Here is a 22,509-nt window from a genome sequence, read left to right on the forward strand (position 1 = left end):
ATTTTTCAAGATGTCGCGGCGTTGCGAACTGACGGCCAAGGGCCCGCAGGTAGGTCACAAGGTGAGCCACTCCAATATCAAGACCAAGCGGCGCTTCCTGCCGAACCTGTGCAACGTGACCTTCATCTCGGATGCACTAGGCCGCAACGTGCGCCTGCGCGTCTCCACCAACGCGATCAAGAGCGTCGACCACAATGGCGGCCTGGATGCTTTCCTGTTGAAGGCCCGCGCTGCCAATCTCTCGCCCCGTGCGCTCGACCTGAAGCGGGCGATCGAGAAGAAAGTCGCCGCCGCGCCGGTCGCCAAAGCGAGCTGAACTTTCGCAAAACCTCTAGAAATTGAAACGGCCGGGTCAAAGACCCGGCCGTCTCGTTTGGGCTTTGTCCCGCCTTCGTGCGCGCTACTCGGCTAGCTCATCCAGAGCTGGATCGTTCACGGCCGGATCGTCCGGCAGCACCGAGAAGTCCTTGGACTTCTGCCCATCCATGACTTCCGCAAATCCTTCGGCGGCCATGCCGCGCTTGAGCAGTTCCCGAATGGCCGCCGCCCGGCTCGGCATCCGCCTCGCAAAACGCCAGGTATCGACGATCCGCAGTTCGTCGTGGGTCAGCATGATCTGGAGCCGTTCGCCTCGGTTGAGTTCGCCCATCTGACACTCCCCTCGAAAACTCACCCCATCAACGCAAGAGACCCAAAATGAGTTCCTTACTATTTATACTCATTGATCTAACTTTTTGGTTTTGACAAATAGAGCCAAAAAGCCACCCAATATGCCAATAATGCATTGAACTTATTATTGTTTTCTTGATCTCCGCTGTTTCGAAGCGCACCATCCCGTTTTGAGGGGATAGGAAAAAATGGCAATCTTGATCGATCATGGAGATATCGGACTGGCCGAGTCCGATCATCGGATCGCCAACAATCTCGCCAGGCTCAGCGGTGCCATTCGGCTGCAGCGCAACGCCGTTTCCAGAAGCGGCAAGCCCCTTACCGCAGACCAGGTTTGCCAACTGCTCGACGATATCAGCGCGCGCATCGAGGTAACTGCAAAACTTCACAAATCGCTCGCGGTGGCCGGCAACGGCAACGGCGTCCATCTCGGAAATTTCCTGGAGGAAATCGCCGAGATGATTGGCACGCTCGGCCCCGAAAGAAAGATGAACTTGACCGTCGCGTGTTCCGGCGAAAATCACATCGAACCGCGTCACGCACTCCATGCCGGGCTGATCACCGCCGAGCTTCTCACCAACGCCGTCAAGTATGCGCATCCAACAGGTTTGCCTGTGAGCGTGCAGGTCCGCTACGAGACCAATGACGATGGCTCGTTCCTGGTCGAAGTGACCGATGACGGCGTCGGCTTCCCGGAGAATTTCGACCCCACAACCGATGGCGGGCTCGGCTTTCAGCTGATGCGGGCGCTCACGAGAGGGCTCAACGCCGAACTTCAATTCGAGCACGACTGTCTTGGTGTTTGTGCCCGGCTTGTGAAACCGGGGACATTTGGCGGCGCAAACATCGAAAGTACGCCAGCAGTGAAAGGAAATTAACGTGGCATCTATTCTTCCGTTCAACCGCAAAGCGGGCACCGTGTTTGACGATCGAATAACCGAAATCATGGGCGAAGCTTTCGACAGCGCCTGCAAAGAGCTTCACGATAGTGGGCAGCCGTCCATTGTGTACGAGGTAATCGCCAGGCGTATCATTGATGCGACGAGGATCGGCGAGCGCGATCCGGTGCGCTTGCGCGATGTCGGATTGGCTGCGTTTGGGCGCCAGGACGACGGCAAGCAGGCGAGTTAGGCGGCTTCGGCTGCTTGCGTCTTGATTTGAATTTCTGGGATTCGGTTTTGCATGGCTTGTCGTACCAGCCTTGTGCTGCTCAGCAGGGCGCCGCAGTCCGTAGAGGATCTCTATCGTTTGGCTATTCCCAACGGATCCCGCCGCTTCCAAGAATATTAATCCGACAACCCCCCTGCAAACGCGACGACATCGGCGATCCCTTTCGCTCGGGAAACGCCGTTCGCCGACCTGCCTGGTGTGAGCAAAAGTGCTCACATTTAGATTGGCTCTCAGCCGATGCAGCCATCGGCACTGTGTTACAAGAGTGTGCACTTTCGGTTTTTGACGAGCCCGATTGCGTGTTCGAAGCCATGAGCGACCAGCGGCACGGACTAATATTAGTCGCCAAGAAAGCGCCGAGCCCTTCATGGTTTTGCATTCCGTCCCAACGCCACCCAAAGTTCTGGTCGTCGAAGACGAGATGCTGCTGCGCATGTGCGCAGTGGATATCGTAGAGGATGCAGGCTTCACCCCGATAGAAGCCGTGAACGCCGATGAAGCCCTCGCCATTCTTGAGTCCCGCTCGGACGTCGACCTTCTGTTCACGGATATTCAGATGCCCGGGAGCATGGATGGCCTGAAACTGGCGCATGCCGTCCATGAACGGTGGCCATCGATCAAGATCATCCTCGTTTCCGGCAAACTGACGCCGACCGACAGCGAAAGACCCACCGACAGCCGCTTCTTTGGCAAGCCGCTCGAGGTGAAGCAGATGATCGCGGAAATACGGGAGATGATCGGTCACGGCGCCCTGAAACTCGTACCCGCCGATATCTCCGGGCTTATTGCATGGGCCGGCCCCGTTGAAACTCAAAGCCATCGTGCCCCGCGAACGTCGAACGGTTACGCTTCCAATGAATTCCTGACGGCAGAAAACGACAGTCTTCGCCTGTTGCTTGAACAGGCGGGCATCGACGCAGAGGTTTTGTTGGCCCAGGCGGGCATCGACGCCAAGGAACGTGAGGCTGCCGATAAATTGCAGAAACTCATCCTGGAAGAACTGCACCACCGGATCAAAAATACCCTTGCAACCGTAACCGCCATTGCGTCGCAAAGCCTACGCACCGCGACAAACATTGAGGAAGGCCAACATGCTATTGAAGGGCGCCTGATCGCGCTCGGTCGAGCGCACGATCTGTTGTTGCAGGCCCGATGGGCTAACGCAGATCTCGCCAATACGATTCGGGGCGCGACCGAGCCGTATGACAGCGAAGGCGGAGGCCGATTCTCGATTTCGGGACCTGATATCAAAGTTACATCCGGCGCGGTGATCGCGCTGGCAATGACGCTCAACGAGCTTTGCACCAATACGACGAAATTCGGTGCGTTGTCGGTGCCAGGGGGAAGCATCGACATCGCGTGGAAGGTCGACGAAGGAAAGCAACGGCTGCAGATGATGTGGTCCGAAAAAGGTGGCCCCTCGGTATCCGCGCCTTCCCGCCAAAGCTTTGGGACACGCTTGATCGGATCTCTCGGCCAACAATTGAAGGGCCAGGTGAAACTGGCCTATGACCCGACCGGCTTTGTGTATGCGTTAGACGTCCCCATGACGTCGCTCGTCGCGGCGGCCTGAAGTCGCTGGAACCGATGTTCCCACGACACCCCGCGCTGAGGCCGTCATCTATTTCCAAATGTGAGCAAAAATGACCACTGGCTCAGCACGAAACCGGGCTACGACTGCCTGTCACCGCACTGCACTCGGCCTCTATCGGTGACGAGAGCAAAGCTTCCGCCTGACCCAAAGGGGCGTCATGCCGTCTGAAAGCCGACGGGCAAAGCCCGAAACCGACATCCGCTGCGAGGTGGCGCATTTTATCGAGATGCGGCGCAATGTTTTGCGGTATGCCCGGACGTTCCCGCCGGGAGGCGAACGCAATCAGCACCGGCAAATTGCGCTATCGCTTCGGAGGCTCTTCAGGAATAAGACATGGCTCGAAAGCCATACGTTGGACGGCTGACGCTGAATACGTTTTCCTCTTCCCAATTCCGCGCACCGCGAGACACAGCCGCTCAGCCAGCAAGCGTTGACGACGTTCGTCCGGGCCAAAGGAGGCCTTATGAGCAAGCCGCCTAAGGACATATTTGAAGCGAAGGTCTTTCTCGCCAAAGTCGGCGACGGGAAAACGATCCTCGAACTTCACAAGAACCAGAAAATTTTCGAACAGGGTGACGTCGCGGAGACGGTGTTTTACATTCAAAAAGGAAGAGTCAAGCTCACTGTCTTGTCCGAACAGGGCAAGGAAGCGGTCGTCGCAATCCTCGAGCCCGGACATTTCTTTGGCGAAGGCTGCATGAACGGCCACAAGCTGCGCATATCGACGACAACGGCAATGGAGGATTGCGTGATCACCTCGATCACCAAAGCCGCGATGATATCAGCGCTTCATGATGAGCCCAAATTCTCCGAACTGTTCATGGCCTATCTCCTGACCCGGAACAGCCGGATTGAAGAAGACCTGATCGACCAGCTGTTCAATTCAAGCGAGCGGCGGCTGGCCCGGCTGCTGCTACTGCTCGCGAATTTCGGCAAGGACGGCGAGCCACAGCGGATCAGCCCGAATATCAGCCAGGAAACACTGGCGGAGATGGTCGGCACCACCCGATCCCGGGTCAGCCATTTCATGAACAAGTTTCGCAAGCTCGGGCTGATCAGCTACAACGGCCATATCGAGGTCAACAACTCGCTGCTATCTGCGGTTCTTCACGAAAAGCCCGTGCTCAAAGAGCGTGATTAGGGCCGTTCATTAACTTTCGGAATGTGAGCTGTATTGAACAGCATCCCGGAACTGAAAGCGGGCATGGTTGCTTCATCACCGCGCCCTATCGGCTACCATCGGTGACTGAGAGTTCGGTAACACTCCCGCCTGACATGGAGAAAAGCCGTGACTTTACCCGACCAATTCTTGACCGATATCGAGCGCGCCCGCTGTTCTCGCTGCCAAACGCGGATGATGCTGGAACGCGTTTCAGCGGGGCCAATCGGCTTCGAGCACCGGCTGTTCGAATGCCCCAGATGCGACCAGGTTGAGATGCGGGTTATTGCATCGGATCCCTTCAACTCCAAGGCGGCAGGCTGGCTCGCCGGCGAACTCAGGACGCCCAACTGACGCTGACTTCCGGGAGCAATATACATGCTCGATAAACAAAACCAGGGTCCGCAATGCACCGCCTGTGGCTCTCCCATGAGGTTGGCCGCGATTGAGCCGAGCATGCGGGGCCAGGATCTGCGGACGTTTGCTTGCCCTCACTGCAAGAGAGTTCAGCGGCACATCATCGAAAGCAACGTGATGGAGGCCTGGGTATCTCCAAGGAAGTAAGATAGGCGGTCGCCGACGATCTTTCGGCTTCACGCTCTTGCCGAGGCGACACGATCAATGTGCCGCTCGCGGCAACAGATAGCGTACGGTCATGCCCATCAGGTTTTCCCGCGTCACCACCATGACGTCGCCTGCTTTCATTTCATTGCGCATCACCAAACGACATGAGACTAGTTTATCGTCCGAGTCTGGAAAGTCCCCGAGAGATGAATGCAGCTCGCGTGCATTGATCAGAATGTGCGACATGCCTCGGGAGACCGCACGTCCAAACTGGGCATTCAGTTCCTGACTGTAGTGGTCTGGCGAAACCATCGACGCTCTCCCTCAAGTGTTTGTTATTCTCTCAGTCAGTGCAGAAGATGCCCAGCGCGTTCACGGTAACGGCTCTACGCTCAATCGGCCGCGAAGTCGCTGTCTTTGTTTTGCCGTACCGGGCGGAGTTTTACCGTATCGGTCGGAACCGGCCAATCCCGGTTGGGATGCCGGTTTGCGCTCGATGCGCGCGGCTGAAGGACCCGACCTCTTTGTTTGACACGTTATCTTAAAAATGAACCGCGGCTGAATCGAATTCGCACTCGCACATCTGTGACGACACGTGATGCGACGGTTCCCCGGCGAAGCTTACGGATCCTTCATTGGAACTTCGTTGTAATCGCGCCTCTCGCTCATACGTATCCGTTCAACAGGGAAGGACACCATGAAGCAATCCGTAATTTTTCGCGAAAATGCCGAAAACTGCGTGCATCTTGCCGAGGGCGCGGACAACGAACCCGCCTTCCACCGTTACAAGCGCATGGAGGCCGCGTGGCGTGCTTTAGCCGACGAACAGGATTGGCTCGACGGCGAAGTTTCTCCCTCGCGTATTCCAGTCGTTCACGCCGGCAACGGCCATGCGCCGGCAGGACTGGCACAGCTCGATTCCGTTTCATGAGCGGCCGGTGAAAGTATCGCGATGAAAATTCTCGAACACTCCGAGAGCCACATTGTCAAAATGCATGATGGATCGGCTTGGCAGATTTTTCCCGGCGACATCGATCAGACGCTGACCTGGTTGCCGACGACGGAGCTTCGACTGTTTGAGATCAACGACGAGATCGCAACCCACGCGCTGATCAACACCGATGACGGGACGCGGGTTCGCGTCCGCGCGCTCGGTGAACCCTGGCCGGCAACGAAAACAAAGAAAATCCTCAAGCAGGGTTGAGCGCCGTTAGCCTGCCCTCAGCCGTCATTCCGGGATGCGCCGCAGGCGCAGGCCAGCATTCGTGCGGCACTATGGATTCCGGATAGCCGCTACCGCGGCTTCCGGAATGACGATTGAGTCTTGACACCCTTTTTGGCGCGTCAACTGATTTGCCCGTCGTGCCAATATATCGCTGGCTTTTTTCTTGTGACGACGGGCAAATCACCGGCAGTTTCCCGCGCGTCTTCTGCTCTCACGAGGGGCATTTCGCAATCGTCCCTAAACGTTGGTCAGAAGATGCGGTGGACGCAACAGGCGCATCAGACGAGCGCATGAGGCGGACGGCGAAACCATGTGGTCCTGACGCCCCGACGCTGGCGTCAAATCGGCGACGATACTTATCGCATCGCGCTGGTGACGGTGACAAAAACAGTCCGATCGCCGGGGAGCGTGGAATAAACTGTTTAAAACCATTGCGCGGGGAATGCCGGACCGATCCGGCGTGACCGCGGTGACCAACTCGGGATGCTTCCCTGCGCCCTCCATGAGGGATAAGGTTTTGTGATGGCTCGGGCGTTTGGCGTCGCGGGGCCGCGGAATTGCGCCTTCCGCTGGCACCACGCATGTGGTGAGATACAAAAAAATTCGGGGAGAAAACTGTGCCTCAACATAAAAGCCCGCTGCCCACGCGCCGGCAATTTCTGAAAAGCGCGAGCCTCGTGGCGGGCGCCGCGGCGGCTCCGGTGCTCAGGCCCGGGCGCGCTTGGGCGGCCGGCTACCCGGAGCGGCCGATCAAGATCATCGTGCCGTTTGCGCCCGCGGGCCCGACCGACATCATGGCGCGAATCCTGGGGCAAAATCTCGGTGCGGCGCTGCCCGGCCATGTGATCGTGGAAAATCGCGCCGGTGCCGGCGGCAATCTCGGGATCGGCTATACCGCGCACGCCGAAGCCGACGGTTACACGCTGCTCGTCACCTCGAGCGCCTATGTCGTCAATCCCAGCCTTTATGCGAGCGTGCCGTACGATCCTTTCAAGGACTTCGCGCCGATCGCCGAACTCGGCACCTCGCCCAATGCGATCCTTATCGATCCCAAGCTGGGCATCAATTCGATCGCCGAACTTTTCGCACGCGCCAAGGCGAAGCCAGACGAGCTCAACTATGCAAGCCCGGGCGCCGGGACCACGCCGCATCTTTCCGGCGAACTGCTCAAGATTGTAGGCAATGTCGAGATCACGCATGTGCCGTTCTCAGGCGCAGGGCCTGCGATCCAGGCGCTGCTTGGCGGCGTCACGCAATTGGCGGTCACCGCGTTGCCGCCGGCCCTACCCTATATCGAGTCCGGTGCGATCAAGGCGCTCGCCGTCACCGGCAGCCGCCGCTGGGTCGATCTGCCAAACGTGCCGACCATGGTCGAACTCGGCAACAAGGACTTCATCGCCGAGACCTTCCAGGCCTTCATGGCGCCGGTGAAGACGCCGCCCGACATCGTGGCGCGATTGTCGGCAAAATCGGTCGAGGCCCTGAAGAAGCCTGAAATCGTCGAGCAGCTGCGCGTCAACGGTTTCGAGGTGATCGCCAACGGCTCGGACGGCTTGCGCCAGCGCATCGAAACCGAAGTGCCGAAATGGCACGATGTCATTGCGAAGGCCGGCATCAAGCCGGTGTGATTGTGAGGGCAGAAATGGACGAAGTAATACGACCATGTCGTCCCTGCGAACGCAGGGACGACGAACACCTTTAAAGAAAGGACCCCCGTGAAGATCGTCGACCTCAGCCGCGAGCTTTATCACCGCACCCCGAATTATCCCGGCCATTCCGCCATCATCCACGGCACCTGGAAAACGCACGAAGAGTCGTTCGCCGACGGCGGCAACGTGCACGGGCTCGCCTCGATGTATTTCGCCATGCCCGACCATGGCGGCACCCATATCGATGCGCCTTCGCACTTCGACAAGCGCGGCGAGGGAATCGACAAATATCCGCTGGAAAAATGCATCGTGCCGGGCATCTGCGTCGATCTGCGCCATATCGCGCCGCGCGCGGAAATCACGCCCAGCGATCTCGAAGCGGCGGTCGAAAAATCAGGCCATCCGGTGCCGAAGGGCGGCACGGTGCTTTTGTGTACCGGCCATCACGAGCGAACTTTTCCGCGCAAGGAATATGGAACAGAAAATTCCGGCGTGAACGTAAAAGCGGCCGAGTGGCTCGCACACAAAGGCGTCGTGCACTTCGGCATCGATTCAATGCGGCCGGGGCCGGAAGGCAAAGAAAACCTTATGGTGCACAAGGCCTGCTTCGAACTCGGCATCACCCATATCGAAAGCCTGTGCAATCTCGAGACTTTGTTGGGCGCGGGTCCCTTTACGTTTATCGGGCTGCCGATGAAATGGCGTGGTGGAACCGCTTCGCCGATCCGCGCCGTCGCCGTGTTCGGGATGTGAGATGTGTTTTGTCTGTTATCTGGCTTCTTCACCTCTCCCCTTGTGGGAGAGGTGAAGCGAACTCGCCGTGACAGCGCGACGGCCTAAGGCGTCACCGGAAAGCCCGCCGGCAGCGCGATGCCCTTCTCGCGGGCCGCCTGGCGCAACAGATCCGGCCGGTCGGAGATGATTCCGTCGACGCCCATCTCGATCAGGCGCGCCATATCCGCGGGCTGGTTCACGGTCCAGACCACGACCTTCAGGCCCAGTGCGTGGGATTCGGAGACGAGCTCCGGCGTGAGGTCGCGGAGATAAGGCGACCAGACCGCGCCGCCCGCCGCCTTGATGGTGCGCGGAGTCGATCTTTCGTGCTCGGCCGGATTGAAGCCGGCAGTCCATTCCGACGCCTTGTCGCGAAAAACCGTCGGATCCCTTCCGCTTTGCACGGTCAGGTACACGGTCGGGATTTCCGGCGCGAGCTTTTGCACCAGCTGCAACGTTCGCCAGTCGAATGACTGCACCATGACGCGGTTTTCGAATTTCTCGGCCCGCAGCAGCTCAAGCAGAACTGCGACGAAGCGCTCCGGCGGAAGCGACTCGTCGGGATGGTTCGGGTCGATCTTGGTTTCGATGTTCAGCCGCACGTGGCTATCGCCGGACCGCCGCACCAGATCGATCAACTCCTTCAAGGTCGGGATTTTCGTGCCGGGCACCGCGTGCTGGTCCGGGAATTGGGCGGCATAAATGCTGCCGGGACGGATTTGCCCGACATCGAATTGCTTCACCTCATCCAGCGAGAGCTTGACGAGGGGAGTGCCGGGTTCAGCGACATATTTGCCGTCGGCGCCGCGTGCGAGATCGGGATTCAACCAGCGCTCGTGAGAAACCACAATCGCGCCGTCGCGCGTCACGCCGATATCGAGTTCCAGCGTGGTGACGCCCATCGAGAGTGCGTTGGCGAATGAGGCAAGCGTATTTTCCGGAAACAGCGCGCGGCCGCCGCGATGGGCTTCGATATCGAACGCAGAGACTTTCACGTCGGTGATGCCCGCCTGTTCTCCGCCCATCGCCTTTGGCACAACCAAGGCCGCGGCCACCAGGACCGCCAAGCACCGAAAGATCGATCGTCGATTGACTGATAGCACGATCTTACCGCGCACCGAATGTCGTTTCCCCGAACAGCGTCTTGTGCGAAGACGGCTGCGAGCGCCAATATTGCGGCGGGGCAAACACCTCACCGCCGAGTTCTGCCGCAGCGTGCCAGGCCCAGCGCGGATCATAGAGCATACCGCGGGCAAGCGCGACCATATCGGCCTTGCCGGAAGCGACGATTTCTTCCGCGTGACTCGCTTCGGTGATCAGGCCGACGGCCATCGTGGTCACGCCGGTGGCCTCCTTGATCGCCTGCGCAAACGGCAGCTGATAGCCCGGCGACAACGGAATTTTCTGCAGCGGCGAGATGCCGCCGGAGGAAACGTCGATCCAGTCGACGCCGCGTTTTTTCAATTCCTTGACAAGCTCGATGGTCTGTTCGAGATCCCAGCCGCCTTCAACCCAGTCGGTCGCGGAGACCTTGATGCCGACCGGTTTTTTCGACGGGAACACCGCACGCACGGCATCGAACACTTCGAGCGGATAACGCATCCGGTTTTGCAGGGAGCCGCCATATTTGTCCGTGCGCTTGTTGGAGATCGGCGACAGGAACTGGTGCAGCAGATAACCGTGCGCGCAATGCAGCTCGACGGCGTCGATACCCAGTCGGCTGGCCCGCCGCGCGGATTCGACAAAGGCCTCGCGAACGCGCTTGAGCCCCATGACATCGAGCGCGAGCGGCTTCAGTTCGCCGTCCTTGTGCGCCACATCGGACGGTCCCACCGTCTGCCAACCGCCCTCGGCGAGCGGTATCTGTTGACCCCCATCCCAAGGCTTGTGGCTAGATCCCTTGCGACCGGCATGGGCCAGTTGAATCGCGATCGCGATCGTCGAATGCCTGCGCACCGAAGCGAGAACCGGCCGAAGCGCCGATTCGGTGGCGTCGTTCCACAGACCGAGGCATCCCGGCGTGATCCGGCCGATGGCCTCGACATGGGTTGCCTCCATGCAGAACATCGCCGCTCCCGACAACGCAAAATTATTGATGTGGGTGAAATGCCAGTCGTTCGCCCTGCCGCCCTCCGCCGAGTACTGGCACATCGGCGCGACCATGATGCGGTTTGGAAGCGCCAGATCGCGCAGACTGATCGGAGAAAACAGGGCACTCATAAAACGGTATCCGGCATTGGAAATAATCGTTTACAACGATCTATAGTTCACTCCGATGACGGACGTCGAATGTCGAATGGGTAGAACGGGCTTCCGTAAACGCAACGGTCTTAAGGTTTGATGCCGTTAAGGTTTGATCCCGGCGGCCTTGATCACCTCGAGATTCTCCGCAATCTCGCGCGCCACGAAGGCATCCATCTGTGCTGGCGTCATCGGGAACGGCTCGACGCCCAGTTTCATCAGGCTTTGCTGCATCGAGGGCTCGGCCAAAAGCCTGGTTCCCGTATCGTGAAACTTGTCGATGATGTCGCGCGGCGTCTTCGCCGGCATGAATACGCCGAGCCAGAACACGCTTTCCGCATTTTTCAGGCCGGCCTCGGCGGGCGTCGGCACGTCGGGCAATTCGGCCGCGCGCTTCGGCGTCGAGATCACGAGCGCGTGTACACGGCCCTCCTTGATCAGCGGCAGCGCGGTTGCGAGCGGGCAAAAGTAGAAATCGATTCGCCCGCCGAGAATATCGGCGATCACCTCCGCGCCGCCGCGATAAGGCACATGGGTGGTTTCGATTCCGGCCGCGAGACGGAATTTCTCGGCGCTGATATGCACGGCGCTGCCGACGCCGACCGAGCCGAATGCGATCGAACCGGGCCTGGCCTTGGCATCCGCGATGAAGTCCTGCACGGTTTTCCATGGCCGCGAAACCGGCACGATCATCACATTAGCACTGACGCCGATCATCAAGGCCGACGTCAGGTCTCTGCTGATGTCAAACGGCAGCTTGGGGTAGATCGCGGGCGAAATCGCCAGTGCCGAGGATTGGGCGAGGATGCTGTAGCCGTCGGCATCCGCCTTCACGACGGTCGCCGTGCCGATCGTGCCGCCGGCGCCCGGCCGATTTTCGACAACGATGGCCTGGCCGAGTTCGGCCGCGAGCCGGTCGAACACCACGCGCGGCACGACGTCGGCGGCACTTCCCGCGCCAAAGGGGATTGTCGCCTTGATCAGGTGCGAGGGCCAGTTATCGGCCTGCGCCGTGGCCGCAAACACCACGATACCCGCCACGAACCCCCAACGCACGACGCCACGCATTCGTCACTCCGGTTTCCGCACCCGCCCCGACGAAGATTTCGTGCACAGATTTGCCCGCCGGCGCAAGCGGCGGCGCGGTTACCAAATCAGGCGGCTGGTCCGCATGGACGGGGCCTTAAGGTCGATGACGCGATAGTGATCTCACCGCTTAAGCGTGAATTGCAGCAGCAGGGTGCGCTGAATCAGCGAAAAATTATCGTCGGATACCATGGTCAGCACGGTCTCGCCCTCTTCGGTGACATGGGCGTCGATGCCTTCCATGTTGTCGACCTCATTTCCGAGATCGGCCTCGAAAATCGAGGGACCGTCGATCACGGCACCGGGCGCCACCGAACCGAGCGGGATGCGCCGGATGCGGATGCCAATTCCGGACAGCCATGAAAATTTCCGCTCCAGGATCAGGAGATCACCGGCCGGCAACAGCACGGCGTCGCTGACATCGAAATCTTCGGTGCGGCGAACGCTGAACTGCCCCGGCGTCGGACCTCCGACCAGAAACGCGATCAGATTGCCGCTGGCGTCGAGGCCGTGCTCAGACATCGCGATCAGCGTTCCCGAAAGCGGATGACCCTTCGGCACGAAGACCAGCGCTTCCAATCCCTTGTTGTTGGGCAGTTTGCTCGCCGCTTTCGGCAGCGGCACGACTTCGCCCCGCGCGCGGGTAAAGCCCTTGCTGAAATCGAAACGCAGCACTTTGTTGACCCGCTCGAGGCCGATGTACACGAATGAGCCGTCGATCGCGATCGACTCCGAATCGTACCAGCCGCGGGCCGTGATGGGTTTACCTTCGGAGCCCAGCATCGGCGCGGTCTCGACATCGGCGAGCCCTGTCATCGCGCGGCGTTGGTACTCGATGCGGCCGTTGAACCAGTGTCCCTTGTCGCTGAATGAAATGAAGCGTTCGCCTTTGGCATCGAGCCGTAGGCCCGACAGTCCGCCGAAGCGCGGGAAAGGCGAGGTCAGAACCAGCCCGCTTCGATATTCCAGCGCGCCGAATCTTAACCGATCATGGTCGTGGCGATCGAACCAGGGAATAGGCCGGGCTTTGACCTCGATCGAGGTGGCAGCCCCGGTCGATGCGTCTTCGCTGGAGCCGGGCGTCGGGACAAATTGCGCCTTGGTGGTGCGGGATGCGGCCGCAACCGACAGGCCTGCGGCGGCCATTTGGAGGAAACGACGACGCGAGCCAGCGAAATGCGGCATTGTTCTTCCGCACGGGTTCACGCCGGAATCAGGAATGCAGCCGGCGCCGCGGGGTTTTTGCGGCCGGCGCGGCCCCTTGGGTTTCGCTGAACAGTTCGGCCAGCTTTTCGGTGATGGCGCCACCAAGCTCTTCAGCATCCACGATCGTAACCGCGCGGCGATAGTAGCGCGTGACATCGTGGCCGATGCCGATGGCGATCAGTTCGACCGGCGAACGCGTCTCGATCTCCTCGATGATGTGGCGCAGATGCCGCTCGAGGTAGTTGCCGGGATTGACCGACAGAGTGGAGTCATCGACGGGCGCGCCGTCGGAGATCATCATCAGGATCTTGCGCTGCTCGGTCCGGCCGAGCAGGCGCTTGTGCGCCCAGTCGAGCGCCTCGCCGTCGATGTTTTCCTTCAGCAGGCCCTCGCGCATCATCAGGCCGAGATTCTTGCGGGCCCGCCGCCAGGGCGCGTCCGCCGATTTGTAGATGATGTGCCTGAGATCGTTGAGACGGCCGGGGTTGGCCGGCTTGCCCGCGGCCAGCCACGCTTCGCGCGACTGCCCACCCTTCCAGGCGCGGGTGGTGAAACCGAGGATTTCCACCTTCACACCGCACCGCTCCAGCGTGCGCGCCAGAATATCGGCGCAGGTCGCGGCAACCGTGATGGGGCGGCCGCGCATCGATCCGGAATTGTCGAGCAGCAGCGTCACCACCGTGTCGCGGAAGGTCGCCTCCTTCTCGTGCATGAAGGAGAGCGGGTGATAGGGATCGGTCACGACCCGCGACAGACGGGCCGGATCGAGAATGCCTTCTTCGAGATCGAATTCCCATGCACGGTTCTGCTGGGCCATCAACCGACGCTGCAGCCGATTGGCGAGCCGCGCGACGATGCCTTGCAGATGCGCCAGCTGCTTGTCGAGATAGCTGCGCAACCGCTCGAGCTCGTCGTGGTCGCAAAGATCCTCGGCCGCGATCACCTCGTCGAATTTCGGCGCAAAGGCGTGATATTCGGGACCGCGCGGCTCGTTCTGGCTGCGCGAATTCGGCCGCGTCGCTTCGCCCGGCGTCTCGTCGTCGCCCAATTCGCCATCGTCGAACGTGTCGGAGGTGGAGGCCTGCGCGCTTTCCATCGCGCTATCCGACATCTCGTCGGTCGTGGCCTGCGCCTGGTCGGCGCTCATCTCCTGCGCGGCGTCGGATTCCGGCGAGCCCTCGGCGCCGGACTGGTCGTTTTCGCCGTCGCGGCTTTCGTCCTGATTCTCGTCTTCATCGGCTTCCGCGTTGCGGTCGTCGCCCAATTCAAGCGCAGACAACAGATCATGGACCGCGTCGCCGAATTTCAACTGATCCTCGGCGAAACGGTCGAGTTCGTCGAGCCGTGCGCCAATCTTGTCTTCCAGAAATGGACGCCAGAGGTCGACCACCTTGCGCGCCGCGGTCGGCGGCGCGAGACCGGTCAGCCGCTCGCGCACCAGCATGGCCAGCGCATCGGACAAAGGCGCATCGGCGCGATCGGTGATCTCGTCGAATTTGCCGCGGTGAAAATGATCGTCGAGCATCGCGGTGAGGTTTTTCGCAACGCCCGCCATCCGACGCGAACCGAGCGCCTCGACACGGGCCTGCTCGATCGCTTCGAACACGCCGCGCGCCTGCGGATTGCCCGGCATCAGCTTGCGATGCACTTTCGGATCGTGGCAGGCGAGCTTCAGCGCAATCGAATCGGCGTGCCCGCGCACGATGGCAGCATCCTTCCGCGACATCTTGCGCGGCGGTTCCGGCAGCCGGGCCTTGCCCGGCGACAATCCCGGCCGCTCGGCGGCAAAACTGACCTCAAGCTCCGGCTTTTTCGCAATCGCGCGCAAGCACGCCGTCACCGAGCGCTTGAACGGCTCGGTCGGCGCTTCCTTGGGTCCGGTGCGGAACTTGCTGTTGGATGTGCTCATAGTGTCTTCGTAAGCCAATGGCGCGTCACGCCGCCAGGATAGCCGTCAATCGAACCGAACGCCTTGTATCCGCACTTCCGGTAGAAGCCGGGCGCTTGAGCACTCATCGTATCGACGTAGGAGCGTACCGCACCGAAGCGGCGAGCCTCGTCCTCGATCTTTTTGATCAACCCCGTTCCTCGGCCTTTGCCGCGAAATCGCTGGTCGATCCAGAACAGCTGGATGAATAGCACCGTCATCCAGACTTCGCCGACGACCCCGCCGACGATCTTTTTCTTTTCACGGAGCGAGACGGCGAAGCGCCGGTGGTGCTGCTTCCCCATCTTCTCTTCGTTGTAGCGGATGAGGCCGCCGAGCACCGCGCGCTTGGTCTCGCCGATCGTACGCTCGACGGCAATCGCCGGCATGGCTTCAGCTCAGCGCTACGTTGACCGCAGATTCGGCAAGCTCCGCGTTGAAGCAGCGCTGATAGAATTCCGCCACCAGCGACCGCTCCAGTTCGTCACACTTGTTCAGGAAGGTGACGCGGAAGGCAAAGCCGATATCGCCGAAAATCTCGGCGTTTTCAGCCCAGGTGATCACGGTACGCGGGCTCATCACCGTCGACAGATCGCCGTTGGCAAAGGCGTTGCGGGTGAGATCGGCGAGCCGCACCATCTTGTTGACGATGTCGCGGCCCTGGGTGGTGCGATAGTGATGGGCTTTCGCCAACACGATCTCCACTTCCTCGTCATGCGCCAGATAGTTCAGCGTGGTGACGATCGACCAACGGTCCATCTGACCCTGGTTGATCTGCTGGGTGCCGTGATAAAGACCGGACGTATCGCCGAGGCCGACGGTATTCGCCGTCGAGAACAGGCGGAACGCCGGATGCGGCTTGATCACCTTGTTCTGGTCAAGCAGGGTCAGGCGGCCGGAAACTTCCAGCACGCGCTGGATCACGAACATCACGTCGGGACGGCCGGCATCGTATTCGTCGAACACCAGCGCGATATTGTTCTGCAGCGCCCACGGCAGGATGCCGTCCCTGAATTCGGTAACCTGCTTGCCGTCCCTGATGACGATAGAGTCCTTGCCGACGAGATCGATGCGGCTGATATGACTGTCGAGGTTGACGCGCACGCACGGCCAATTCAGCCGAGCCGCGACCTGCTCGATATGGGTCGATTTGCCGGTGCCGTGGTAGCCCGTAACCATGACGCGGCGATTTTTCGCAAAGCCGGCGAGGATTGCGAGCGTCGTGGCGCGATCGAACCGATAATCGGCATCGACATCGGGCACGTGCGGATCGACTTCGGAATAAGCGGGCACTTCAAGATCGCTGTCGATGCCGAATACCTGCCGCACCGACACCTTCATGTCGGGCATTCCGGCGGGCTCCTGAGCTTTGGTCATGGCGGCGGTCGTCATCAATCCTCCGAGGTCTCGGGCGCTCCCGAAACCAGATTTATTGGGTGTGGCTGCGGATGTTTACCTCACGAAACCGTATCAGAGAGCTGCGATTGGCAGAAGCCCAGACGCCAATCAAAGTTCCGTTGGATTTTCATGTAGATAAGTAGGCAGTCGCAGTTTTGGAAGGCTGCTCTGCAAATCCTGACAAGTTTTAGTCGTGTGCTCGCGCGACTAAGGCGAGGGGAGCGGCGGCACTATCCTGCCTCTCCGTGAGTTGTGATAGGTCTGTGCGCCGGGCGACCGGCCCCAAAACTCAAGGATTTCCGTGGCTTCATTGATCGACCCATTTATTTCGTTCGTCTCGACCCATGCCTGGCTTGCTTATTTGACGCTGTTTTTGGCAGCACTTCTGGAGGCGGTTCCGATCGTCGGCGCCGTGATTCCGGGTTCGACCATCATCTTTGCGCTGAGTGCGCTGGTGCCCGGCGGCGAGCTAAAATTGGGGTGGGTTTTGCTGGCCGCGATCGCTGGCGCCTTGCTGGGCGATGGGTCCGCCTTTTTGCTCGGATACCGCGAGAAGCGCGAAATCCTGAAAGCGTGGCCACTTTCCAATTATCCGCGGCTGGTGTCCCAAAGCGAGGCCTTCTTTAACCGTTGGGGGACGCTCGCGGTATTTTTCGCGCGCTTCGTGCCGCCGATCCGGGCTTTCGTTCCAATCACCGCGGGCGCGCTCGGGATGGCGCCGCCGATGTTCTACGCCGTCAACATTCCGGCGGTTTTGCTATGGGCGCCCGCCCATGTGCTGCCGGGCGTGCTCGCCGTTTCAGCCCTGCACCGTTACGGAGGCTTTGCGCCCCACGAAGGAATCGCCAAGCACTACTGGATCCTCGCGGTCGTTGTCGGCGCTTTGATCGTTGCCCTGGCAAGTTGGGTGATCCGCCGCAGGCGTGGCGGCGGGGCGATAGAGCCTGCGGTTCAATCGGAGCACGGAAAGCCGTGAGGCGATCCCGTCTGGCCTACGCGCGGACGACCGTCTTCAGGTAATTATACGCCTTGATGATCTCGATCAGGCGGTCTTCCGTGGACCGGTCGCCGCCATTGGCGTCTGGATGATGTTGTTTCACCAGCGCCTTGTACTTGGCCTTGACGTCATCGAGCGTGGCTCCCGCGCCAAGTCCCATCACTTGCAGCGCCTTGCGCTCGGCGTTCATGACCTTGCGCGCTTCCGGCTTGGTCTGCTCCTGCGCGCCCGGGCCCGGTCGCCAGCGGCCTCGGCCGTTGAGTTCGCTGAACATCTGGAACGGATCGGACGCACCGTCCAGGTCGCCGTCGCCCTTCTTCGCACCGCTGTTGGCGCCCATTTTCCAGGTCGGACGGTGGCCCGTCAGCGCATCCTTCTGGTAGCGCGCAACGTCGTCCGGATTCATGCCCTGGAAAAAATTGTAGGACTGGTTGTACTCGCGGACATGGTCGAGGCAGAAATTCCAGTACTCGCGCGAATTTTCACGGCCCTTCGGCGCGCGGTGCGCGCCCTTGTTCTTGCACCCAGCCCATTCGCAAGCCGCGGCTTCGCTACCCGCCTGCGCCTGGCGCTTCGCGTTCACCTTGGTAGGCTTGATGCGAATGGAATCGAAGAATTTGGATGAATCGATTGGCATGCTGTCTTTGACTACGCAACGCTCCAGGCTTCAAGTCTTGACATTGCGAAACCCTTCACTCCCGGGATGACATTGACGAGAGGCAGCCAAAAGACGTATTGCCGCCACCATGAACACCAAAGGCATTATCACAAACAAGTTGAGCGAAGCTTTCTCTCCGGAAAGCCTCGACGTGTCCGACGAATCACATCTGCATGAGGGCCATGCAGGCCACAGGCCCGGCGGCGAGACCCACTTCAGAGTGTATATCGTGTCGGCGGCCTTCGAAGGAAAGAGCCGGATCGAGCGCCACCGCATGATTAATTCGGCGCTGGAAGCGGAACTGAAGGGCGGCGTGCACGCGCTCGCGATCAAGGCGCAGGCGCCGGGAGAAAGTGGCTAGTTTGACCGGGTCGCCGAGATCAAAACGGCTTTCCGCTTAAAACGCCTTGCCCGCCCGCCTCGGCTTTTTTTCGGCGGCTTCGGACTCGCGCGGCACCGCGACGATCCGAAGCGCCGTGATGCGGTTGCGCTCACGCCGCAACACACGGAAACGAAAGCCGTGGAAGGTGAAGCTCTGGCCCCGATCGGGGATCGAGCGCGCCTCGTGGATCACAAGGCCTGCAACCGTGGTCGCCTCTTCGTCGGGCAGGTGCCAATCCATGGCGCGATTGAGGTCGCGGATCGGCACCGAGCCGTCGACGACCACCGAGCCGTCAGGCTGGGCGCGGACGCCGGCTACCACGACATCGTGCTCGTCGGAAATATCGCCGACGATTTCCTCCAGGATGTCTTCCAGCGTCACCATGCCCTCGACCTCGCCATACTCGTCGACCACGAGCGCGAAGTGGGTTTTGCGGCGGCGGAAGGCCTTGAGCTGTTCGGAAACGGGACGCATTTCCGGCACGAACCAGGGTGGCAACATGATGGTTGAGACGTCGATCTTGGACGTATCGCCGTCGGCGGCCCGGATGGCGCGGAGCAGATCCTTGGCGTGCAGGACGCCGACGATATTCTCGGGCTTGTCGCGCCATAACGGGATTCGCGTGTACTCGGTCGCGAGCACCTCGCGCACGAGCTCTTCCGCCGGCAGGTCGGCGTTGATCATCACCATTTCGGTGCGGTGAACCATCACGTCGGAGACCTCAAGCTCACGCAGGTCGAGGAGCCCGCCGAGCATGTCGCGGTCCTGCTTTTCGACCTTTCCTTCGTGATGAAGCAGGTCGACCGCACCGCGCAGCCGTTCGAACGGCGACAGGATCGGCTGATTGTGGTGCGCCGTAACGTCAAACAATCTCAACAATAGCCGCACCACGGCTTCGACGACCGTGACTACCGGCCCGAGCAGGAACATCGCGATCTTCATTGGTCGCGCCACGGCGAGCGCGACGCGATCCGGCGCATTGATGGCGATCGTCTTCGGCAATACTTCGGCGAAGATCACGACGAGGACCGTCATGAAGGCGGTGGCATAGAGCACGCCGACTTCGCCGAACCATACCGTAAAGATGCCGGTGGCGAGTGCCGACGCACCGATATTGGCGATGTTGTTGCCGAGCAGGAGCGCGCCGATCAGCCGCTCGCGCATGGCCGAAAAGCCCGAGACGATCTGGGCGTCCTGATTGCCCTGCTTCGACAGCCGCAGCATGCTGGCGCGCGAGGCGCCGGTCAGCGCGGTTTCGCTGGCTGCGAAAAACGCCGACACCAGAAGGCAGACCAAAACGATGGAAACCGTGATCCAATCCATGCGCGTCTATCTATTTGGCCGGATCATGTCCGGCGCTCTAGTGTTCCGATTCCGGAGTTCGTATCACCTTGCGGCCCCACGTTTACGAACTTCGGAATCGAAGGAACACTAGCAAACCCGTTGATATAGTGTGACTTTGATTCAGAGGCCCGCATGACGAAATCGCGGCGCTAATGATGCGAACTTCTGAATCGTCACACTAGCTTGGCTTTCAGAAAATCACGAACCAATGACGGTTCGACCTTGGGCGCGATGACGGCGCGGCCGATCGCCTCAAGCAGGATGAAGGTCAACCGCCCGCGCTTGACCTTTTTGTCCTGTGCCATCAGCGCCATCAGGGCGTCCGCATCGGCAAGGCCCTCCTGAGCGAAGCCTGCGATCTCCTGCAAAGCGGTCGGCAAGCCGACGTCGGCCAGGTGGCGCTTGATCCTGATAGCGTCGGCCTCAGTAATCATCCCCAGTTGCGCCGATAGTTCCGCAGCCAGCACCATGCCGACGGCAACGCCTTCGCCATGAAACAGCCGGTCGGAGAAACCGGTTGCAGCTTCAAGCGCGTGGCCGAAAGTATGACCGAGATTGAGCAGAGCCCGCTCGCCATTCTCGCGCTCATCGCGCGCGACGATCGCAGCCTTGGCGCGGCAGGAAGTTGCAATCGCATGTTCGCGCGCGGCGCCGCCTGAGAAAATATCGGCGTGATTTTTTTCCAGCCAGGCGAAGAAGGCTTCGTCCCCCAGCAGCCCATACTTGGCGACTTCGGCGTAACCGGCGCGGAACTGGCGCGGCGACAGGGTATCAAGCACGGCGGTGTCGGCGACCACCAATACCGGCTGATGGAACGAACCGATGAGATTCTTCCCTTGCGGCGAATTGATGCCGGTCTTGCCGCCAACAGAAGAATCGACTTGCGCCAGCAACGAGGTCGGCACCTGCACGAAATCGACGCCGCGGCGCAAGATAGCAGCCGCAAAGCCCGCGAGATCGCCGACTACGCCGCCGCCGAGCGCGACGACAAGATCGTTGCGCTCGATCTTGGCCGATATTAGCGCCTCACTCACCTGTTCGAGAACCGCATAGCTTTTCGAACCCTCGCCTTCCCCGACGACGACATGCGACGCCGCAATTCCGGCCTCCGCCAGCGACGCTTCGGTCTTGGCGAGCCAGTGCCTTGCAACGGTCCGGTCGGTGACAATGGCGGTGCGTGCGCCCGGCCTCAACGCAGCGATGCGCTTGCCGAGCGAGGCGAGGGTGTCGCGGCCGATCACGATGTCATAGGTGCGGTCGCCGAGCGCGACATCGACGATGACTGAATCAGTATGTTTCAGCGGTGCGGTCATGATGAAACGCCCAGACTACCGCCGCTTTGTATGGCGCGGCCGGCACAAAGCTTTTCGTACAGCGCGCCCAAACATTCATCGACGATTTTTTCATGCGGAACGTCGCGCGACCAGACCGTCGCATCGGCCTGGCCGTAGACCGGCTCGCGCTCCCTGATTAGCCGCTCGACGGTGGCCTCGGGATCGGCGGTCTGCAACAGCGGACGGTCGGAGCGCCGCTTCACCCGCCGCATGATCACGTCGGTATCGACCTTGAGCCAGATCGAGACGGCCTTGGCACGGATACGATCACGGGTCTCCTGCCGCATCACGGCGCCGCCGCCGGTGGCGATGACCGCCGGTCCGCTGTCCAGCAGCCTTGCGATCACCCGCACCTCGCCGTCCCTGAAATCGGCTTCCCCGCGGGATTCGAAAATATCGGGGATCGACATGCCGGCCGCGGCCTCGATTTCGACATCGGCATCAAGGAACGGCAGAGCGAGCCGGACCGACAGCCTGCGTCCGATAGTGGATTTGCCGGCCCCCATCATCCCGACCAGCACGACCGAACGCCCGCCCAAGGCGGCCGCAATCGCGGCATCCTGGGTCGTACTGACAGCACTGGGCGAGACGATATCGGGCATTTCCTCGATCGATATTGTGCGGCGATGGGGCGACCATACTACCGCCGCTCATACCGTTGCTAGTGCGGCGAATTTGAAGTTCCTATCAGGATTGCGGCCGGGTCGTTATGGGAACTTCAAATTCAAGGCCGCGCTAGCGTTAATAGGTTGCTAGAGCTTCTTTGATTCTGAAGTTCGCATCAGAGGTTGCCGCGACACCAGGCGACCTTCGGAATCGGAGCTCTGGTGCACCGGCCAACAGAGCCGTAAACCCTTGCAACGAAATGTCGAACATGGTGGTAGTGAAATTGGGCCGATCCCGATCAATCCGACGGTTAATTCGCCTGTTCTAGGTGACGAATCGGACACCTGACGAATCAGGGCACTAGCTATGCCGAGCCTGTTCCGTTTTTTAACCGTCGTGGCGGTCATCGCAGGGGTCGTCTACGGAGCAATTTTTGCGCTGGCGAACTTCGTCAACCCGAAACCGCGGGAGATGACCATCAACGTTCCCCCGGACAAGTTCCTCAAGAAATAGAGGCGGGAGGCGG

At 60.4% G+C, this 22,509-nt stretch carries 26 protein-coding genes; 13 read left to right on the forward strand and 13 right to left on the reverse strand.

Annotation, left to right across the window (positions count from 1 at the left end; all coding sequences use genetic code 11):
• The first annotated feature begins 10 nt into the window (after positions 1 to 10).
• Positions 11 to 316, forward strand: a complete 306-nt coding sequence (rpmB, locus tag ABSE61_RS26600) for a 50S ribosomal protein L28 (protein ID WP_423874158.1) — start codon at positions 11 to 13, stop codon at positions 314 to 316.
• Between the two features lie 84 nt (positions 317 to 400).
• Here the strand turns inward: rpmB and ABSE61_RS26605 are convergent, their stop codons facing one another.
• The gene (locus ABSE61_RS26605; RefSeq protein ID WP_423874127.1) at positions 401 to 649 is read right to left on the reverse strand and encodes a hypothetical protein; all 249 of its coding nucleotides are present in this window, start codon (positions 647 to 649) and stop codon (positions 401 to 403) included.
• Positions 650 to 857: 208 nt separating this feature from the next.
• Here ABSE61_RS26605 and ABSE61_RS26610 point away from each other — a divergent pair, with 208 nt between their 5' ends.
• From ABSE61_RS26610 to ABSE61_RS26630, 5 genes are all read left to right on the forward strand, one after another.
• Positions 858 to 1,547, forward strand: coding sequence for a sensor histidine kinase (locus tag ABSE61_RS26610; RefSeq protein WP_423874128.1), 690 nt, complete (start codon positions 858 to 860; stop codon positions 1,545 to 1,547).
• Position 1,548: 1 nt separating this feature from the next.
• A complete protein-coding gene (locus ABSE61_RS26615; protein WP_423874129.1) occupies positions 1,549 to 1,800 on the forward strand; it encodes a hypothetical protein in 252 nt (83 codons plus the stop codon).
• A 406-nt stretch (positions 1,801 to 2,206) separates the two neighbouring features.
• Entirely contained in the window at positions 2,207 to 3,412 is a 1,206-nt protein-coding gene (locus ABSE61_RS26620) for a sensor histidine kinase (RefSeq protein WP_423874130.1), read from the forward strand.
• Positions 3,413 to 3,896: 484 nt separating this feature from the next.
• The gene (locus ABSE61_RS26625; RefSeq protein ID WP_423874131.1) at positions 3,897 to 4,574 is read left to right on the forward strand and encodes a Crp/Fnr family transcriptional regulator; all 678 of its coding nucleotides are present in this window, start codon (positions 3,897 to 3,899) and stop codon (positions 4,572 to 4,574) included.
• 147 nt (positions 4,575 to 4,721) lie between these two features.
• Positions 4,722 to 4,946, forward strand: coding sequence for a response regulator (locus ABSE61_RS26630; RefSeq protein WP_423874132.1), 225 nt, complete (start codon positions 4,722 to 4,724; stop codon positions 4,944 to 4,946).
• 264 nt (positions 4,947 to 5,210) lie between these two features.
• Here ABSE61_RS26630 and ABSE61_RS26635 read toward each other — a convergent pair whose 3' ends face one another.
• Positions 5,211 to 5,468, reverse strand: coding sequence for a hypothetical protein (locus ABSE61_RS26635; RefSeq protein WP_423874133.1), 258 nt, complete (start codon positions 5,466 to 5,468; stop codon positions 5,211 to 5,213).
• A gap of 385 nt (positions 5,469 to 5,853) precedes the next feature.
• On the opposite strand from ABSE61_RS26635, the gene ABSE61_RS26640 reads away from it, so the two are divergent.
• The 4 genes from ABSE61_RS26640 (at position 5,854) to ABSE61_RS26655 (ending at position 8,783) form a co-directional block, all read left to right on the forward strand.
• Complete coding sequence (locus tag ABSE61_RS26640; protein ID WP_423874134.1) at positions 5,854 to 6,087, forward strand: hypothetical protein; 234 nt, start codon at positions 5,854 to 5,856, stop codon at positions 6,085 to 6,087.
• Between the two features lie 21 nt (positions 6,088 to 6,108).
• The gene (locus ABSE61_RS26645; RefSeq protein WP_423874135.1) at positions 6,109 to 6,360 is read left to right on the forward strand and encodes a hypothetical protein; all 252 of its coding nucleotides are present in this window, start codon (positions 6,109 to 6,111) and stop codon (positions 6,358 to 6,360) included.
• A gap of 638 nt (positions 6,361 to 6,998) precedes the next feature.
• A complete protein-coding gene (locus ABSE61_RS26650; protein ID WP_423874136.1) occupies positions 6,999 to 8,009 on the forward strand; it encodes a Bug family tripartite tricarboxylate transporter substrate binding protein in 1,011 nt (336 codons plus the stop codon).
• A gap of 87 nt (positions 8,010 to 8,096) precedes the next feature.
• The gene (locus tag ABSE61_RS26655) at positions 8,097 to 8,783 is read left to right on the forward strand and encodes a cyclase family protein (RefSeq protein ID WP_423874137.1); all 687 of its coding nucleotides are present in this window, start codon (positions 8,097 to 8,099) and stop codon (positions 8,781 to 8,783) included.
• An 83-nt stretch (positions 8,784 to 8,866) separates the two neighbouring features.
• Here the strand turns inward: ABSE61_RS26655 and ABSE61_RS26660 are convergent, their stop codons facing one another.
• From ABSE61_RS26660 to cobS, 7 genes are all read right to left on the reverse strand, one after another.
• The gene (locus tag ABSE61_RS26660) at positions 8,867 to 9,829 is read right to left on the reverse strand and encodes a glycerophosphodiester phosphodiesterase (RefSeq protein ID WP_423874159.1); all 963 of its coding nucleotides are present in this window, start codon (positions 9,827 to 9,829) and stop codon (positions 8,867 to 8,869) included.
• Between the two features lie 82 nt (positions 9,830 to 9,911).
• The gene (locus tag ABSE61_RS26665; protein ID WP_423874138.1) at positions 9,912 to 11,024 is read right to left on the reverse strand and encodes an NADH:flavin oxidoreductase/NADH oxidase; all 1,113 of its coding nucleotides are present in this window, start codon (positions 11,022 to 11,024) and stop codon (positions 9,912 to 9,914) included.
• 126 nt (positions 11,025 to 11,150) lie between these two features.
• Positions 11,151 to 12,113, reverse strand: coding sequence for a Bug family tripartite tricarboxylate transporter substrate binding protein (locus tag ABSE61_RS26670; RefSeq protein WP_423874139.1), 963 nt, complete (start codon positions 12,111 to 12,113; stop codon positions 11,151 to 11,153).
• A 141-nt stretch (positions 12,114 to 12,254) separates the two neighbouring features.
• Entirely contained in the window at positions 12,255 to 13,316 is a 1,062-nt protein-coding gene (locus tag ABSE61_RS26675; RefSeq protein WP_423874140.1) for an esterase-like activity of phytase family protein, read from the reverse strand.
• Positions 13,317 to 13,344: 28 nt separating this feature from the next.
• The gene (cobT, locus tag ABSE61_RS26680; protein ID WP_423874141.1) at positions 13,345 to 15,246 is read right to left on the reverse strand and encodes a cobaltochelatase subunit CobT; all 1,902 of its coding nucleotides are present in this window, start codon (positions 15,244 to 15,246) and stop codon (positions 13,345 to 13,347) included.
• On the reverse strand, positions 15,243 to 15,653 hold the full coding sequence (locus ABSE61_RS26685) for a GNAT family N-acetyltransferase (RefSeq protein WP_423874142.1): 411 nt from the start codon (positions 15,651 to 15,653) through the stop codon (positions 15,243 to 15,245). The genes cobT and ABSE61_RS26685 overlap by 4 nt, the downstream gene beginning before the upstream one ends.
• A gap of 4 nt (positions 15,654 to 15,657) precedes the next feature.
• Positions 15,658 to 16,656: a cobaltochelatase subunit CobS gene (gene cobS, locus ABSE61_RS26690; protein WP_423874143.1), complete on the reverse strand. Its 999-nt coding sequence runs from the start codon at positions 16,654 to 16,656 to the stop codon at positions 15,658 to 15,660.
• A gap of 307 nt (positions 16,657 to 16,963) precedes the next feature.
• On the opposite strand from cobS, the gene ABSE61_RS26695 reads away from it, so the two are divergent.
• Positions 16,964 to 17,638: a DedA family protein gene (locus ABSE61_RS26695; RefSeq protein ID WP_423874144.1), complete on the forward strand. Its 675-nt coding sequence runs from the start codon at positions 16,964 to 16,966 to the stop codon at positions 17,636 to 17,638.
• 16 nt (positions 17,639 to 17,654) lie between these two features.
• Here ABSE61_RS26695 and ABSE61_RS26700 read toward each other — a convergent pair whose 3' ends face one another.
• Complete coding sequence (locus ABSE61_RS26700) at positions 17,655 to 18,296, reverse strand: J domain-containing protein (RefSeq protein WP_423874145.1); 642 nt, start codon at positions 18,294 to 18,296, stop codon at positions 17,655 to 17,657.
• 109 nt (positions 18,297 to 18,405) lie between these two features.
• On the opposite strand from ABSE61_RS26700, the gene ABSE61_RS26705 reads away from it, so the two are divergent.
• The gene (locus ABSE61_RS26705; RefSeq protein WP_423874146.1) at positions 18,406 to 18,678 is read left to right on the forward strand and encodes a BolA family protein; all 273 of its coding nucleotides are present in this window, start codon (positions 18,406 to 18,408) and stop codon (positions 18,676 to 18,678) included.
• A gap of 36 nt (positions 18,679 to 18,714) precedes the next feature.
• On the opposite strand, the gene ABSE61_RS26710 is transcribed toward ABSE61_RS26705, so the two are convergent.
• From ABSE61_RS26710 to ABSE61_RS26720, 3 genes are all read right to left on the reverse strand, one after another.
• Positions 18,715 to 20,022, reverse strand: coding sequence for an HlyC/CorC family transporter (locus ABSE61_RS26710; RefSeq protein ID WP_423874147.1), 1,308 nt, complete (start codon positions 20,020 to 20,022; stop codon positions 18,715 to 18,717).
• Between the two features lie 194 nt (positions 20,023 to 20,216).
• The gene (gene aroB, locus ABSE61_RS26715; RefSeq protein ID WP_423874148.1) at positions 20,217 to 21,356 is read right to left on the reverse strand and encodes a 3-dehydroquinate synthase; all 1,140 of its coding nucleotides are present in this window, start codon (positions 21,354 to 21,356) and stop codon (positions 20,217 to 20,219) included.
• The gene (locus tag ABSE61_RS26720) at positions 21,353 to 21,979 is read right to left on the reverse strand and encodes a shikimate kinase (RefSeq protein ID WP_423874149.1); all 627 of its coding nucleotides are present in this window, start codon (positions 21,977 to 21,979) and stop codon (positions 21,353 to 21,355) included. Before ABSE61_RS26720 ends, aroB begins: the two co-directional genes overlap by 4 nt.
• A 370-nt stretch (positions 21,980 to 22,349) precedes the next feature.
• On the opposite strand from ABSE61_RS26720, the gene ABSE61_RS26725 reads away from it, so the two are divergent.
• Entirely contained in the window at positions 22,350 to 22,496 is a 147-nt protein-coding gene (locus ABSE61_RS26725; RefSeq protein WP_423874150.1) for a histidine kinase, read from the forward strand.
• The last annotated feature ends 13 nt before the right edge of the window (positions 22,497 to 22,509 follow it).

The sequence above is a fragment of the Bradyrhizobium sp. genome (genome assembly GCF_049519115.1).
Lineage (GTDB): Bacteria > Pseudomonadota > Alphaproteobacteria > Rhizobiales > Xanthobacteraceae > Bradyrhizobium.

What these genes read in the sequence shown, in the direction of transcription:
- ABSE61_RS26620 (WP_423874130.1), top strand. Translation starts at nt 2,207, where the DNA reads ATGGTTTTGCATTCCGTCCCAACGCCACCCAAAGTTCTGGTCGTCGAA.
- ABSE61_RS26665 (WP_423874138.1), bottom strand. Translation starts at nt 11,024, where the DNA reads ATGAGTGCCCTGTTTTCTCCGATCAGTCTGCGCGATCTGGCGCTTCCA.
- ABSE61_RS26700 (WP_423874145.1), bottom strand. Translation starts at nt 18,296, where the DNA reads ATGCCAATCGATTCATCCAAATTCTTCGATTCCATTCGCATCAAGCCT.
- ABSE61_RS26635 (WP_423874133.1), bottom strand. Translation starts at nt 5,468, where the DNA reads ATGGTTTCGCCAGACCACTACAGTCAGGAACTGAATGCCCAGTTTGGA.
- ABSE61_RS26625 (WP_423874131.1), top strand. Translation starts at nt 3,897, where the DNA reads ATGAGCAAGCCGCCTAAGGACATATTTGAAGCGAAGGTCTTTCTCGCC.
- ABSE61_RS26670 (WP_423874139.1), bottom strand. Translation starts at nt 12,113, where the DNA reads ATGCGTGGCGTCGTGCGTTGGGGGTTCGTGGCGGGTATCGTGGTGTTT.
- ABSE61_RS26685 (WP_423874142.1), bottom strand. Translation starts at nt 15,653, where the DNA reads ATGCCGGCGATTGCCGTCGAGCGTACGATCGGCGAGACCAAGCGCGCG.
- ABSE61_RS26605 (WP_423874127.1), bottom strand. Translation starts at nt 649, where the DNA reads ATGGGCGAACTCAACCGAGGCGAACGGCTCCAGATCATGCTGACCCAC.
- ABSE61_RS26710 (WP_423874147.1), bottom strand. Translation starts at nt 20,022, where the DNA reads ATGGATTGGATCACGGTTTCCATCGTTTTGGTCTGCCTTCTGGTGTCG.
- ABSE61_RS26660 (WP_423874159.1), bottom strand. Translation starts at nt 9,829, where the DNA reads ATGGGCGGAGAACAGGCGGGCATCACCGACGTGAAAGTCTCTGCGTTC.
- rpmB (WP_423874158.1), top strand. Translation starts at nt 11, where the DNA reads ATGTCGCGGCGTTGCGAACTGACGGCCAAGGGCCCGCAGGTAGGTCAC.
- cobT (WP_423874141.1), bottom strand. Translation starts at nt 15,246, where the DNA reads ATGAGCACATCCAACAGCAAGTTCCGCACCGGACCCAAGGAAGCGCCG.
- cobS (WP_423874143.1), bottom strand. Translation starts at nt 16,656, where the DNA reads ATGACGACCGCCGCCATGACCAAAGCTCAGGAGCCCGCCGGAATGCCC.
- aroB (WP_423874148.1), bottom strand. Translation starts at nt 21,356, where the DNA reads ATGACCGCACCGCTGAAACATACTGATTCAGTCATCGTCGATGTCGCG.
- ABSE61_RS26725 (WP_423874150.1), top strand. Translation starts at nt 22,350, where the DNA reads ATGCCGAGCCTGTTCCGTTTTTTAACCGTCGTGGCGGTCATCGCAGGG.
- ABSE61_RS26720 (WP_423874149.1), bottom strand. Translation starts at nt 21,979, where the DNA reads ATGCCCGATATCGTCTCGCCCAGTGCTGTCAGTACGACCCAGGATGCC.
- ABSE61_RS26645 (WP_423874135.1), top strand. Translation starts at nt 6,109, where the DNA reads ATGAAAATTCTCGAACACTCCGAGAGCCACATTGTCAAAATGCATGAT.
- ABSE61_RS26640 (WP_423874134.1), top strand. Translation starts at nt 5,854, where the DNA reads ATGAAGCAATCCGTAATTTTTCGCGAAAATGCCGAAAACTGCGTGCAT.
- ABSE61_RS26705 (WP_423874146.1), top strand. Translation starts at nt 18,406, where the DNA reads ATGAACACCAAAGGCATTATCACAAACAAGTTGAGCGAAGCTTTCTCT.
- ABSE61_RS26675 (WP_423874140.1), bottom strand. Translation starts at nt 13,316, where the DNA reads ATGCCGCATTTCGCTGGCTCGCGTCGTCGTTTCCTCCAAATGGCCGCC.
- ABSE61_RS26610 (WP_423874128.1), top strand. Translation starts at nt 858, where the DNA reads ATGGCAATCTTGATCGATCATGGAGATATCGGACTGGCCGAGTCCGAT.